Annotated in this window: 13 protein-coding genes; 6 read left to right on the forward strand and 7 right to left on the reverse strand. The window is 57.6% G+C overall.

The features are described 5' to 3' along the window. Nucleotides 1–79 precede the first annotated feature (79 nt). The 3 genes from JFU47_RS02670 (at nucleotide 80) to ahpF (ending at nucleotide 3,420) form a co-directional block, all read left to right on the forward strand. Complete coding sequence (locus JFU47_RS02670) at nucleotides 80–1,024, forward strand: site-specific integrase (RefSeq protein WP_201180606.1); 945 nt, start codon at nucleotides 80–82, stop codon at nucleotides 1,022–1,024. Between the two features lie 145 nt (nucleotides 1,025–1,169). Then, nucleotides 1,170–1,733 carry an alkyl hydroperoxide reductase subunit C gene (ahpC, locus tag JFU47_RS02675; protein ID WP_010460707.1) on the forward strand — a complete coding sequence of 188 codons (564 nt, stop codon included), beginning with the start codon at nucleotides 1,170–1,172 and terminating at the stop codon, nucleotides 1,731–1,733. A gap of 124 nt (nucleotides 1,734–1,857) precedes the next feature. Continuing rightward, nucleotides 1,858–3,420, forward strand: a complete 1,563-nt coding sequence (gene ahpF / locus JFU47_RS02680) for an alkyl hydroperoxide reductase subunit F (RefSeq protein WP_201180608.1) — start codon at nucleotides 1,858–1,860, stop codon at nucleotides 3,418–3,420. A gap of 142 nt (nucleotides 3,421–3,562) precedes the next feature. On the opposite strand, the gene gloA is transcribed toward ahpF, so the two are convergent. Continuing rightward, nucleotides 3,563–4,084 (reverse strand): lactoylglutathione lyase, encoded by a 522-nt coding sequence (gene gloA, locus JFU47_RS02685; protein ID WP_201180610.1) that lies wholly within the window; start codon nucleotides 4,082–4,084, stop codon nucleotides 3,563–3,565. Nucleotides 4,085–4,229: 145 nt separating this feature from the next. Here gloA and JFU47_RS02690 point away from each other — a divergent pair, with 145 nt between their 5' ends. Then, on the forward strand, nucleotides 4,230–4,754 hold the full coding sequence (locus JFU47_RS02690; protein ID WP_123364936.1) for a DUF4946 domain-containing protein: 525 nt from the start codon (nucleotides 4,230–4,232) through the stop codon (nucleotides 4,752–4,754). Between the two features lie 173 nt (nucleotides 4,755–4,927). Here the strand turns inward: JFU47_RS02690 and JFU47_RS02695 are convergent, their stop codons facing one another. The 3 genes from JFU47_RS02695 to JFU47_RS02705 all read right to left on the reverse strand — a co-directional run bounded on the left by JFU47_RS02695 (nucleotide 4,928) and on the right by JFU47_RS02705 (nucleotide 8,044). After that, nucleotides 4,928–5,290, reverse strand: a complete 363-nt coding sequence (locus JFU47_RS02695; protein ID WP_201180612.1) for a histone-like nucleoid-structuring protein, MvaT/MvaU family — start codon at nucleotides 5,288–5,290, stop codon at nucleotides 4,928–4,930. A gap of 233 nt (nucleotides 5,291–5,523) precedes the next feature. Continuing rightward, nucleotides 5,524–7,059, reverse strand: a complete 1,536-nt coding sequence (locus JFU47_RS02700; RefSeq protein WP_201180614.1) for an EAL domain-containing protein — start codon at nucleotides 7,057–7,059, stop codon at nucleotides 5,524–5,526. 112 nt (nucleotides 7,060–7,171) lie between these two features. Further along, complete coding sequence (locus JFU47_RS02705; protein ID WP_201180616.1) at nucleotides 7,172–8,044, reverse strand: LysR family transcriptional regulator; 873 nt, start codon at nucleotides 8,042–8,044, stop codon at nucleotides 7,172–7,174. Nucleotides 8,045–8,124: 80 nt separating this feature from the next. Between JFU47_RS02705 and JFU47_RS02710 the strand changes: the two genes are divergently transcribed. Both JFU47_RS02710 and hppD read left to right on the forward strand, forming a co-directional pair. Next, nucleotides 8,125–9,069: a DMT family transporter gene (locus JFU47_RS02710; protein ID WP_201180618.1), complete on the forward strand. Its 945-nt coding sequence runs from the start codon at nucleotides 8,125–8,127 to the stop codon at nucleotides 9,067–9,069. A gap of 252 nt (nucleotides 9,070–9,321) precedes the next feature. After that, entirely contained in the window at nucleotides 9,322–10,398 is a 1,077-nt protein-coding gene (hppD, locus tag JFU47_RS02715; protein WP_008155142.1) for a 4-hydroxyphenylpyruvate dioxygenase, read from the forward strand. A gap of 63 nt (nucleotides 10,399–10,461) precedes the next feature. Here the strand turns inward: hppD and rarD are convergent, their stop codons facing one another. The 3 genes from rarD to JFU47_RS02730 form a co-directional block, all read right to left on the reverse strand. Further along, nucleotides 10,462–11,349, reverse strand: coding sequence for an EamA family transporter RarD (gene rarD / locus JFU47_RS02720; protein ID WP_201180627.1), 888 nt, complete (start codon nucleotides 11,347–11,349; stop codon nucleotides 10,462–10,464). A 286-nt stretch (nucleotides 11,350–11,635) separates the two neighbouring features. Further along, complete coding sequence (locus JFU47_RS02725) at nucleotides 11,636–12,649, reverse strand: aldo/keto reductase (protein ID WP_111450105.1); 1,014 nt, start codon at nucleotides 12,647–12,649, stop codon at nucleotides 11,636–11,638. Nucleotides 12,650–12,847: 198 nt separating this feature from the next. After that, on the reverse strand, nucleotides 12,848–14,158 hold the full coding sequence (locus JFU47_RS02730) for an MFS transporter (protein ID WP_201180629.1): 1,311 nt from the start codon (nucleotides 14,156–14,158) through the stop codon (nucleotides 12,848–12,850). Nucleotides 14,159–14,230 lie beyond the last annotated feature (72 nt).

The following is a 14,230-nucleotide window of genomic DNA, read 5'->3' on the forward strand; positions in this document are numbered from 1 at the left end:
ATACTGGTATTACCCCGTGTGATGAGCCCTGTGGCGCGTTTTCACCCGCCAAAGCGGTACGTTTTAGAGAGTTGAGCGCATGACTGAGCTGGATCGTTACCTGCAAGCCGCCACCCGCGACAACACCCGTCGCAGCTACCGGGCGGCTATCGAGCATTTCGAAGTCAGTTGGGGCGGCTTCCTGCCGGCGACCAGCGACAGCGTGGCGCGCTACCTCGTCGCTCATGCGGGTGTGCTGTCGATCAATACTTTGAAGTTGCGTTTGTCTGCACTGGCGCAATGGCACAACAGTCAGGGTTTTCCCGACCCCACCAAGGCGCCGGTGGTGCGCAAGGTCTTCAAGGGCATTCGCGCGCTACACCCGGCTCAAGAAAAACAGGCCGAGCCTTTACAGCTTCAACATCTGGAGCAAGTGGTTGCCTGGTTGGAGCAAGAAGCTCAAACCGCAAAATCTGAACGCGATCAACCGGCTCTGTTGCGGGCCAGGCGCGACAGGGCGCTGATCCTGTTGGGCTTCTGGCGCGGGTTTCGTAGCGATGAGTTGTGCCGGTTACAGATCGAGCACGTGCAAGCGGCTGCCGGCTCAGGCATCACGCTCTATTTGCCGCGAACCAAGAGTGACCGCGAAAACCTCGGCAAGACTTACCAGACGCCAGCGTTGCAGCGCCTGTGCCCTGTGCAGGCGTACATCGACTGGATCACCGAAGCCGCGCTGGTCCGTGGGCCGGTATTCCGGGGCATCGACCGCTGGGGCCACCTGAGCGAGGAGGGCCTGCACGCCAACAGCGTGATCCCGTTACTGCGCCAAGCGCTGGAGCGCGCCGGCATCCCGGCCGAGCACTACACCAGTCACTCCTTGCGGCGCGGCTTTGCGACTTGGGCCCACCAGAGCGGGTGGGACCTGAAGTCGTTGATGAGTTACGTGGGCTGGAAGGATATGAAGTCCGCCATGCGCTATGTTGAAGCCAGCCCGTTTCTCGGGATGACACCGCTCGCGGAAAAAACCATTGGCGCTGCTAAGTAAGTTTTCTTCTATTAATACGTTCGGCTAATAGCGAAAACCAATGAGCAGCATGAGCTTTGCCAATGAGCCATCCGGCAATCGAGTCGGTAGGATTCACTCCATCAACTTCTCAACCAAACTTTTCAACCCTGACGGAGAGTCATCGATGCCTATCATCAACAGCCAAGTTAAACCGTTCAAAGCTGACGCCTTCAAAAATGGCGACTTCGTAAAAGTGTCGGACGCTGACCTGAAAGGTAAATGGTCTGTCGTGTTCTTCTACCCAGCCGACTTCACCTTCGTTTGCCCGACCGAACTGGAAGACCTGGCTGACAACTACGACGCGTTCCAGAAGCTGGGCGTCGAGATCTACAGCGTTTCCACCGATACCCACTTTGCTCACGCTGCCTGGCACAACACTTCGCCAGCCATCGGCAAGATCCAGTACACCATGATCGGCGACCCGACCCACGCCATCTCCCGCAACTTCGACGTGCTGATCGAAGACGCTGGCCTGGCTGACCGTGGCACCTTTGTGATCAACCCTGAAGGCCAGATCAAAATCGTTGAATTGAACGATGGCGGCGTTGGCCGTGACGCTTCCGAGCTGCTGCGCAAAATCAAGGCTGCTCAGTACGTCGCTGCTCACCCAGGCCAGGTTTGCCCAGCCAAGTGGAAAGAAGGCGAGGCCACTCTAGCTCCGTCCCTGGACCTGGTCGGCAAGATCTAAGTCTGTGGATCGCATCATCAGGGCGGGTTTCCGCACCTAAGTAAGCTGCAACCGCCCAATAAAAACGCCCGGGCGAGATTCGCTCGGGCGTTTTTTTTCGAAACGAATAAAGGAAATCGCCCGTATGTTGGACGCCAATCTTAAAGCCCAGTTGAAGTCATACCTGGAACGGGTCACCCAGCCGATCGAGATCATTGCTTCCCTCGACGACGGTGCGAAATCCCAGGAAATGCTCGCACTTCTGAAAGACGTTGCCAGTCTTTCTACCCAAATTACCTTGCTCGACAACGGTGACGATGCCCGTAAACCATCGTTCTCGATCAACCGCCCGGGTGCCGATATCAGCCTGCGTTTCGCCGGCATCCCGATGGGCCACGAATTCACATCCCTGGTGCTGGCCTTGCTGCAAGTCGGCGGCCACCCTTCGAAGGCCAGCGTTGAAGTGATCGAACAGATTCGTTCGCTCAAAGGCGAGTTCAACTTCGAGACTTACTTCTCGCTGTCCTGCCAGAACTGCCCGGACGTGGTCCAGGCATTGAACCTGATGGCCGTGCTTAACCCGAACATCCGCCACGTCGCCATTGACGGCGCGCTGTTCCAGGCCGAAGTCGATGACCGTCAGATCATGGCAGTGCCAAGCGTTTACCTGAACGGTGTGAACTTCGGCCAGGGCCGTATGGGCCTGGAAGAAATCCTCGCCAAGATCGACACCAGCGGCATCGAGCGTCAGGCCGAGAAAATCAGTGCCAAAGAAGCCTTTGACGTGCTGGTCGTCGGCGGTGGCCCGGCCGGTGCTTCGGCCGCGATCTACGCCGCCCGTAAAGGCATTCGTACCGGTGTGGCGGCTGAACGTTTTGGTGGGCAGGTGCTGGACACCATGGCCATCGAGAACTTCATCTCCGTGCAGGAAACCGAAGGGCCGAAACTGGCTGTGGCGCTGGAAGAGCACGTCAAGCAGTACGACGTCGACATCATGAACCTGCAGCGCGCCGACAAACTGGTGCCGGGCAAAAGCGGTGAGCTGCACGAAGTCCACTTCGCCAGCGGCGCGACCCTGAAAGCCAAGACGGTGATCCTGGCGACCGGTGCGCGGTGGCGTGAAATGAACGTCCCGGGTGAGCAGCAATACCGCAACAAAGGCGTGGCGTACTGCCCGCATTGCGACGGTCCGCTGTTCAAAGGCAAGCGCGTGGCGGTGATAGGCGGCGGTAACTCCGGCGTCGAAGCAGCCATCGACCTGGCGGGTATCGTGTCCCACGTAACGCTGCTGGAGTTCGACGTACAGCTGCGCGCCGATGCGGTCTTGCAGCGCAAATTGCACAGCTTGCCGAACGTCACCGTGATCACCAGTGCGCAAACCACTGAAGTGTTGGGCGACGGCCAGAAGGTCAACGGCCTGCGTTACAAGGATCGTCAGTCGGACGAGTTGCGTACCGTCGAGCTGGAAGGGATCTTCGTGCAGATCGGTTTGCTACCCAACACCGACTGGCTCAAAGGCACCATCGAGTTGTCGCCTCGCGGTGAGATCATCGTCGATGCCCGTGGTGAAACGTCGATGCCGGGCGTGTTCGCTGCCGGTGACGTGACCACCGTGCCGTACAAGCAGATCGTGATTGCGGTGGGCGAGGGCGCCAAGGCTTCCTTGAGCGCATTCGATCACTTGATCCGCAGCTCGGCTCCGGCATAAAAACTGACGCTGAAAACACAAAAACCCCATGAGTGATCATGGGGTTTTTTGTAGGTGGATCAAAAGATCGCAGGCTTCGCCAGCTCCTACAAAAGCCAGGTCAGGCTCGATTCTGTAGGAGCTGCCGTAGGCTGCGATCTTTTTACAGCGGTGCTGGCTGAATGATTTCGACCCAGTAGGCATCCGGATCCTTGATGAACGCCAGGCTCTTCATGCGGCCGTCATTCAGTCGTTTCTGGAAATCGCAGCCCAGCGCTTCGAAGCGCTCGCACGCAGCGACGATATCCGGCACCGAGATGCAGATGTGACCGAAGCCGCGCGGGTCGGTGTTGCCGTTGTGGTAAGCGAAATCCGCGTCGTTCTCGGTGCCGTGGTTGTGGGTCAGCTCGAGAATGCCGGGGATCGACTTCATCCATTCAGTGCGGCCAGCAGCGTCGGCCGGGATCTGGTTTTTATCAACCAGTGCCAGGAAGTACAGGCTGAACTCGGCTTCCGGGAAGTCGCGTTTTTCCACCAGCGAGAAACCCAAAATGCGCGTGTAGAAATCCAGGGACTTGGTGATGTCCTTGACCCGCAGCATGGTGTGGTTGAAGACGAACTTCTGGGTGGCGGTGTCAGGTTGGGCTGTCACGCCTGGGAAGGTGTTCAATTCGTGCAGGCTCATGGGCCCTCCGGAAAATAAGTGGGGCTAACGAATGGCGACAATGATACGCAAGGGCTCTGACATCACCAAACCCAAACAGTCGGCTATTGCCTGACAGACGGGCGAGGCTCAGACTTTACGGTTCAATCCGTGAGTGTTCATTGCAATGATTCGTTTCTGTAAATCGATGTTCGTCCTGATCTGCGTGCTTTCAGGTGTTAACAGCGCTCACGCAGATGAGCCAATCATGACCTGGCCCAGCGGCTGGGAGGTCGAAGCCGTCCCGCAAGATGATGCCAATACCCAGGTGTCCCGCCAGCGCGCGGTGAAAAACGATCAGGGTGGCACGCCGGTGATGGTGATGGAGTTGACCATGACTCAGGTGGAAAGCGGTCATCAGGTGAATCTGCAAGGCGTGTTGCTGGAAATGCGCAAGTCGGTGCAGAAGGACTTCTTTCAAGGCGGTTATCAAAGTGTCTGCAACAAGATTCACCCGACGACCTTGAGCCGCTTATCTGCGCTGGAAACTACCTGCACGATCACGCAGAACGGAAGGCATGTGCTCTCTCAAACATTGGTTGCCGCCGTGGATGGCGATAAGGCCTATGTTCTTTCCTACGCGGGGCAGGCAGAGGTTTATAAGGCAAGTCAGGATGAAATAGAGGCCGCCCGTAACAGCTTGAAACTTTAGTTAAAGATTTCAATGGCTGCCGGTTTCAGCCCATTCGGAAATTTTTAGATACCAAAGGGATTAAGCACAAAGTTATTCAACAAGTAGCGAGTTGATCGACGCCAATCGTTGCATTTAGAAGGCGTCCATGAAAAAGCCCTGCATTGGCAGGGCTTTTTTGTCACCGCGAGTGCTTAGCCACGCAGCCAGGAATCAACGGTAGCTGCACCGTATTGTTCCTTCCAGGCTTTCAGGCCGCGGTGGTTACCACCCTTGGTTTCAATCAGTTCACCGGTGTGCGGATTCTGATAAACCTTGACCACGCGAGCGCGGCGGGTTTTAGGCGTTGCCTGTTGCAGACCGGATTTTGCCGGGTTCGGATCGAGAATGGCGATGATGTCGCGCAGGCTCTTGCCGTAGGTTTTCATCAGCCCCTGGAGCTTTTCTTCGAATTCGATTTCTTTCTTGAGCCCGGCATCATTCTTCAGGTTTTCCAGCTGCTTGAGCTGCTCTTGAAGGGCCTTTTCAGCTGCACGAAATTCAGCGAGTCTGGACAATATCTTTACTCCAATAGTGTGTTTGGCTGATACCAACCGCAAACAAAGCTATAAGCCAAGAGCCTTGAAGCGACTCGGTGATAATGGCTCACCTGCCAATCTAGCGCAGGCATGAAAAATTGTAGTAGTTAATTGGCCAAGAGTAAATCCTGTCTTTTTCTTCATGTAACAACAGTAGTCTTTTGATTCAAATTGGTGCGCGATTTCCTTGTCTCGTCGCTAACCGCCGCTAGTTAATGGTGACTTAATGCGTTAATGAAGTCCGCGCCGGGCATTGGGCGGCCGAACAGATAACCTTGCAAGAAGTTCACGCCGTGGGCGGTCAGATAATCACTTTGCTCCGTGGTTTCCACGCCTTCGGCGACGATACCCAGGTCGAGCTTGGCCGAGAGTTCGATGATGGTGTCCAGGATATGCCGTGAGAGGGCGTCAACGCCGATCATGGCGACAAAACTCTGGTCGATTTTCAGGAAGTCCACATTGAACTGACGCAGGTAACCGAGGCTTGAGTGACCGGTGCCGAAGTCATCGATCGCGATCATCACGCCCAACGCGTGAAGCTGCTCGAACAGTTGGTGGGTGATGGCCGTGGGTTCGATGAGTTCGCGCTCGGTGAGTTCCAGTACCAGGCTGACGGCACCCGGTTCGAAGGCCGCGAGGAATTGACGGCAATCCTCGACCAGTTCCAGGTCCTTGCAGTGGCTGGCGGTAATGTTGATGCCGATGTGAAAAGCGCCCTCGAAGGAAGATGAAACAGGCGCCAACAATTCGGCAGTCTGCTGCATCAATGAGCGGGTCATCGGCACGATCAGCCCGGAGTGTTCGGCAAACGGAATGAACAGCTCCGGGCGCACCAGACCATCCTTTGGATGATTCCAGCGCATCAGCACCTCGGCGCCGGACCACTTCTTGTTGTCGCCATGCACCACAGGCTGAAAGTACGGAATGAACTCTGCTGCTTCCAGGGCGCGCCGCATTTCATTACTTGGCGATGACGAGCGTTTTTGCACAAAGTGCCCGATCAAGCCAGACATCACGCCGAAGAAGATCAGCAAGCTGAACAGCGGCGGATACTCACTGCTCATGTAGCGCCATGTTTCACCTTCAGAAAATCCGGCCGCCACAGAAAAGGCGTAACGCGTGGACGCCAGTCTGGTTTGCGCCACCGCAAAGGCGGGCAGGGCACCGTCATGAAATTTGCCATCGGCGGACAACCAATGGGGGCCGACTTGCAGTAGCAGCACTGTCTTGCGACCGATCAGCCGCAGTACGTTGCTCAGGTGATACCCGTCCAGGGTGCTCATCGCGCCCTGTTTTTCTTTGCTGAGCCGATACACAAGCAATGCGGTGTCGGGCGTAACCGGGTTGCCTTTCATCAGCAACAACGCGCCTTTGCTGTAGTCGCCGGAAACGCTCGCTTCCTGAACGTCACCGAACAAAGAGCTGCAGTAAATGGTGTTGTCCCACACCAGATTGGTCGAGCGCACGAACGGCCGGCGGGTGACCTGTTCGCGTAAGGCCAGTTTGACGTCGTTGCAGTTTTGACCGGCCAGCGGCAGCAATTCGCGGGCGGCCTGGGCGGTGTTGTCGAGCATCAATTCGAATTGGCGAATGGCTTCTTCGGCCGTCTGTTCAGTGCTTTGCCTGAGCGCACGCTCAGCTTGCATATAAAGAATGGCGAACCCCAGCAACACCGGAAGTAATCCGCTTAGTAGCGTCAGCGCCATCCTGATGCCGCGTTTGCGGCGGGTTTTGACGTTCAGTGGCATTTGCGAAACCTGTCACGATGAAGTTGGGCTCTCAAATGCTGGCAGGACCGGACGCCTTCCAAAAAGAGTTGAGGTAGAGGCCATGATAGTTGGCCCTCAGTAAGTGTGCCGCTCAGCGGTAGTTCAGACCCTCGGCCAATTTGATAAAAGCCAGCGCCGCAGGGGATGACTGGCGCTGGTCGAGCACTGCCAGACCGACCTGACGGGCGACCGGTGGCGACAGCGGTTTTTTCACGTAGCGACTGTCGCGGTCGTCGGGCAATGAGCTTTCGGCGACGACCGTCAGCGCGTCGCCTCGGCCAACGGTATCCAGCGTGCTCAGTAGTTGTGAGCAGCGATAACGGATGTTCGGTGTCAGCCGTGCGGCACTGAATAGCCGCGATACCAGTTCTGACGAACCGGCCTCGGTCAAGACAAAGGGGTCGTGACACAAATCGCTCAAGCTCAGGCTGTCGCGACGGGCCAGCGGATGATCGACGGGCAGCAGCGCGACCATCTGGTCTTCGATCAGCGCAAAGGTGTCGAACCGCTCCTCGGGCAACACTACGAAGCCTATGTCGATACGCCGCTCCTCCAGCCACTGGATCACCTGCCGGTCCGGGCCTTCGTCAATGTGGACCTCGATGCCCGGGTGAGCCGCGCGGTAGTGCTGCAGGATCCGCGGCAGCAGTTTGATCGACGAGGTGGGGCCAAACGAGCCGATGCGCAACGTGCCGCGCTTCATCCCGCGCGCATCCGCTGCTTCCTGGCGCAAGGTGTTGGCCAGACCCAGCATCGCTCGGGCGCGCAGCAAAAGCTGTTGGCCGATGTCGCTGAGTTCGACCCGGGACTGATGTCGGCGCAGCAGCTCGACGCCCAATTCCTGTTCCAGCGACTTGAGGGCATGAGAGACCGCGGATTGGGAAATCACCAAGCGATTGGCTGCCGCGGTAAAACCTTGAAGCTCGGCGACCAGAGAAAATATCTCCAGTTGGGTAAGGGTCATGAGTGTTTACTCATTTTACGATGAGAAGGCATTAGTCGAATGATACGTCATCTCCCCCCGATTTCTCGTTCTGGAAACCTATGACGACCTGTGAGCAAAGCCTGTCCAACCCTTCGGATGTCCCGGTCTATCTGAAACTGGCTGCCGTCACCATGATCTGGGGCGGCACCTTTGTCGCCGGGCGGTTTCTGGCCGACAGCCTCAGCCCCTTGTTTGCCGCCAGCCTGCGATTCTTGCTGGCCAGCGTGGCGTTGCTGGTGTTTCTACTACTGGCCCGCGTGCCTCTCGCAAGGCCCAGCCCCCGGCAATGGCTGCAATTGGCGCTGCTGGGTTTTTTCGGGATCTTTTTCTACAACCTGTGCTTCTTTTATGGGCTGCACTACATCAATGCCTCACGGGCGTCATTGATCGTGGCGTTGAACCCTGCCGTGATCGGGCTGGCGTCATGGCTGTTGTTCAAGGAGCACTTGAGTCGAGCAAAAGTATTCGGAATCGTGATCTGCATTGCCGGGGCGAGCCTGGTGATCGTCAGCCGTAACCCACAATTGTTGGCCGGCAATCCCGATGCCTGGATTGGCGATCTGTTGATCTTTGGCTGTGTGCTTGGCTGGGGCGTTTATTCGCTGTTCTCCAAAGACCTGAATCAAACCCTGGGCCCAGTGCAAACGGTGACGTACTCGATTCTGTTGGGCACGCTGATGCTGTGGGTGGCCAGTGCTGTTCGCGGTGAGTTGAGTGTTGCTGCACTTGCCAGCCTCGGAGCAACGCAATGGATGAGCCTGATGTACCTGGGCGTATTGGGTTCGGCGCTGGCCTATATCGGCTATTACGACGGCATTCGCAAAATCGGCGCGACGCGTTCAGGCGTGTTCATTGCCCTGAACCCGCTGACTGCGGTGATCCTCGGTGCGCTGTTGTTAGGCGAGCAGTTGACCCTGGCGATGTGCCTGGGAGGAGGGCTGATCCTCGCGGGGATTTTCCTGTGCAACAAACCCCTTGCGCGAGCAGGGAAAAAGGGGATTTGATACATAAGGCGGACAAACCTGGTTACGCTGTGTAGAATCGGTTTACGCATATAAGAATAATCGTCTTCTGGCAGCAGAAGCCTCGCCCGCAAGAGCCTTGGGTCGACAATGAAGAGTTTTGGGTTTCAATTGATCTACGGTGACTTCCTCGCCCGCAGCGTGCGGGGCATCTCCTGCGCGCCACCCGCCGGTCTCAGCATTGCTAGCAACTAACGAACCGTTAATTGACAAGAAAATGATGAGGCGCCAACCATGGCAGATTTATACGAAAACCCAATGGGCCTGATGGGCTTTGAATTCATCGAATTCGCATCGCCAACCCCGAACACCCTGGAGCCGATCTTCGAGATCATGGGCTTCACCAAGGTCGCGACCCACCGTTCCAAAGACGTGCACCTGTATCGTCAGGGCCAGATCAACCTGATCCTCAATAACGAACCTCACAGCGTTGCTTCGTACTTCGCGGCCGAGCACGGTCCGTCGGTGTGCGGTATGGCGTTCCGCGTCAAAAATGCCCAGCAGGCGTTTGCCCGGGCTCAGGAACTGGGCGCCCAGCCGATTCACATCGAAACCGGCCCGATGGAGCTGAACCTGCCCGCGATCAAGGGCATCGGCGGCGCGCCGCTGTACCTGATCGACCGTTTCGGCGAAGGCAGTTCGATCTACGACATCGACTTCGTGTTCATCGAAGGCGTTGACCGCAACCCGGTCGGGGCCGGCCTGAAGATCATCGATCACCTGACCCACAACGTGTACCGCGGTCGCATGGCCTACTGGGCCAACTTCTACGAGAAGCTGTTCAACTTCCGCGAGATCCGTTACTTCGACATCAAGGGCGAATACACCGGCCTGACCTCCAAGGCCATGACCGCGCCGGACGGCATGATCCGCATCCCGTTGAACGAAGAATCGTCCAAGGGCGCCGGGCAGATCGAAGAGTTCCTGATGCAGTTCAACGGCGAGGGCATCCAGCACGTTGCCTTCCTGTCCGATGACCTGATCAAGACCTGGGATCACCTGAAAAGCATCGGCATGCGCTTCATGACCGCGCCGCCGGAAACCTACTACGAAATGCTCGAAGGTCGTTTGCCGAACCACGGTGAGCCGGTTGACCAACTGCAATCGCGCGGCATTCTGCTGGACGGTTCGTCCGAGTCAGGCGACAAGCGTCTGCTGCTGCAGATCTTCTCGGAAACCCTGATGGGGCCGGTGTTCTTCGAATTCATCCAGCGTAAAGGCGACGATGGTTTCGGCGAAGGCAACTTCAAGGCGCTGTTCGAATCCATCGAACGCGACCAGGTTCGTCGTGGTGTGCTCTCCACCGACTAAGCCGTTTCGGTTGTAAAAAAGCCCGGTCAGCAGCAATGCTGGCCGGGCTTTTTCGTGCCGGTCCTACATCGATTTCCGTCGGTGCCGGACCAGGTGTTTGAACCCTTCAAACACCAGCACAACCACCGCCAGCCAGATCGGAATGTAGGTCAGCCACTCACCGGCCTTGATGCTTTCCCCCAGCAGCAACGCGACGCCGAGCAACAGCACCGGCTCGACGTAACTCAACAACCCGAACAGGCTGAACGGCAACAGCCGGCTGGCGATGATGTAGACCACCAGCGCCGAAGCGCTGATGACACCGAGCAACGGGATCAGCAGCGACAGCCACGGATATTGATCGAACACGGCGAAACCCTGATCACCGCCTTGAACAAACCAGAACGCCACGGGCAACATCAAGGCCATGTCCATCCACAAACCGCCGAGGTTGTCGGTCGCCAGTCGTTTGCGCAGGATGAAGTAGAGCGGATAACCGATGACGACCAGCAACGTCGCCCAGGAAAAGCCGCCGATCTGATACAGCTCGTTGAGCACACCGAGGGAAGCAAAAAACACGGCCACCTTTTGCAGGTAAGACAGTCGCTCGCCATAGGCGAACCGCCCGGTCAGGACCATGGACAGTGGCAACAGGAAGTAGCCCAGGGACACGTCGAGGCTATAGCCGTTGAGCGGTGCCCACATGAACAGCCAGAGTTGCAGGCCAAGCAGCGTCGCGGAAACGATCAGGCCGGCGAGCAGTTTTGGTTGGCCCACCAGCCGCCGAAAAAGGGCGACCACGAGTTTCCATTCACCGGAGACCACCATGAACACGGTCATGCACGGCAGGGTCAGCAGCATGCGCCAGCCGAAGATTTCCACGCCGCTCAAAGGCGTGAGCAACGAAGTGTAGTAATACATGACGGCAAACAGCACCGAGGCTGAAACCGATAGAGCGATACCTTTAGACAAACTGTCCTCGCGGGTTGAAGGTCAAACGGGCCGCGCAGAATACGTGGTTTCTGTGCTGAATATTGGCCGAGTGATCAATATTTCCAACATCCCTGCAGAATTTCAATCCGTCGTCCCCTCACCCTAGCCCTCTCCCGGAGGGAGAGGGGACTGACCAAGTGGATTCAAGAAATTTTGCGACCTGAAAGACCTGTTCGATTATGGAACTTTCAGGTCGAAGGATATGCCGAACACCCCCATTCAGTCCCCTCTCCCTTCGGGAGAGGGTTAGGGTGAGGGGGAGATCTCAAGCCAGACGCGGTTTGCGTCCCGACACAAAATGGCTCACATCATTAAACCCCGGCGTCGACGCATGCCCAGGCACAACCAGCGAATCAATAAACGCCTCATCCTCAGCCGTAATCTTCACCGCTTGAGCCTTGGTATAGGCGTCCCATTGTTCTTCAGTGCGCGGCCCTACGATGGCCGAGGTGACGGCGCTGTTGTTCAGCACCCAGGCGATGGCGAATTCGACAATGCCCACGCCGCGACCCTGGGTGTACTGCTGGATCTGCTGAGCAATGCGTAGGGATTCGACGCGCCATTCGGTTTCCAGAATGCGTTTATCTGCGCGGCCGGCGCGGCTGTTGGCATCCGGCTTCACGTCCGGCGCGTATTTGCCGCTGAGCACACCACGAGCCAGCGGGCTGTAAGGCACCACGCCCAGGCCATAGTTTTGTGCGGCGGTGATCTGTTCGGTTTCCGCCTGACGGTTGACGATGTTGTACAGCGGCTGACTGATCACCGGCCGGTCGACGCCCAGTTGATCGGCCACACGAATCACCTCGGCGATGCGCCAGCCACGGTAGTTCGACAAACCCCAATAACGAATCTTGCCCTGGCGGATCAAATCGCCGATGGCCGACACCGTGACTTCCAGCGGCGTGTTGTGGTCTTCGCGGTGCAGGTAATAGATGTCGAGATAGTCGGTGCCCAAACGCGTCAGGCTGGCGTCGATGCCATTGAACAGGTGCTTGCGGCTCAGACCGCTGCGGTTCGGAACGCCGTCCACCGGGCCGAAACCGACCTTGGTCGCCAGCACCCATTCGTGACGGTTACCGGCAATCGCTTCGCCGACGATCTCTTCAGAGCGGCCGTTGGTGTAAACGTCTGCGGTGTCGATGAAATTGATGCCCTGGTCCCAGGCCTTGTCGATGATCCGCAGGGAATCTTCGGTGCTGGTCTGTTCGCCGAACATCATGGTGCCCAGGGTCAGGGTGGATACCTGCAAACCCGAATGACCCAGCGTGCGATAGCTCATGACGAAATCCTTTTACCGGTGGGAGAAAGGCTCAATCAAATACCAGAACAGCCGCCAGGCGCAAACGCAAATATCAAACACCCTAAGATCAAATGTGGGAGCGAGCCTGCTCGCGAAAGCGGTGTGCCAGGCAACCATGATGCCGACTGACACTCCATTTTCGCGAGCAGGCTCGCTCCCACAGGGGATTTGCGGTGATCAGACGCGCAGGGGGCGAGTCATACGTAGTGCCAACAAACTCCCGCAAACAATCACGCCCGCCAGCAGGTAAAGCGCGGCATCGGTCGACCCGGTGCTGTCCTTGACCCAGCCCACCAGATACGGACTCAGGAACCCGGCCATCTGCCCCATGGAGTTGATCAACGCCAACCCACCGGCAGCCGCACCCGCACTGAGCAGCGCAGTCGGCACCGGCCAGAACATCGGCAGGCCGGTGAGGGCGCCCATGGTGGCGATGGTCAGGCCGAGGATGGCGATGGCCGGCGTAGTCGCAAAGTTCACAGCGATCAACAAACCGACCGCACCCATGAGCATCGGCACCACCAAGTGCCAACGGCGTTCTTTGCGCAGGTCGGCGGAGCGGCCGACCATCAACATGAACAGCGCCGCCAGCAGGTACGGAATCGCACTGAGCCAGCCGATCACCAGGTTATCGCTGAAGCCCAGGTTCTTGATGATCGACGGCAGCCAGAAGTTGATCGCGTAGACGCCGCTCTGGATGCAGAAGTAGATCAGACCAAACGCCCAGATCGCCGGGTTCTTGAACACCGCCAGCAGCGAGTCCGTGGTGGTTTTCGGTTTGTTGGCCAGATCGATAGCGTGGTCGGCTTCCAGCACCGAGCGCTCGAACGGCGTGAGCCATTTGGCGTTGGCGTAACTGTCGCTGAGCAGGAAGTACGCCAGCGCGCCGAGGATCACCGTCGGAATGCCTTGCAGCAGGAACATCCACTGCCAGCCAGCCAAACCTGCCTGGCCTGCGCCAAAGTGATTGAGAATCCAGCCGGAAAACGGGCTGCCGAGCAGGCCGGACACCGGGATCGCCGACATGAACAACGCCATGATGCGGCCACGGCGGAAGGTCGGAAACCACTGCGAAAGATAAAGCACCACGCCCGGGAAGAACCCGGCTTCAGCCGCGCCGGTGAACAGGCGCAGGGTGTAGAACTCGGTCGGTGTGGTGACGAACAGCAAACAGGTCGAGAGCGCGCCCCAGACGATCATCATCAGTGCGATCCAGCGGCGCGGGCCGAATTTGGTCAGGGCCAGGTTGCTGGGGACGCCGCACAACACGTAACCGATAAAGAAGATCCCGGCCCCGAGGCCGTACACGGTTTCGCTGAATTTCAGTGCATCGAGCATCTGCAGCTTGGCAAATCCAACGTTCACCCGGTCGAGGTAGTTGAACAGGTAGCAGATGAAGATGAAGGGAATCAAACGCAGGGTAATGCGTTTGTAGACGGCGTTTTTTTCGTCAACGATGGCCTGGGTAGCGGCGGCGCTCTGTGACATGGCGGGCTCTCTCTTTATTATGATTTTTTGCGATGCAAAGGGTAACGTTGACCGCCCGGTGAGTCTCGGCCA

The organism is Pseudomonas sp. TH39(2020), from assembly GCF_016650715.1.
Classification (GTDB): Bacteria; Pseudomonadota; Gammaproteobacteria; order Pseudomonadales; family Pseudomonadaceae; genus Aquipseudomonas; species Aquipseudomonas mandelii_C.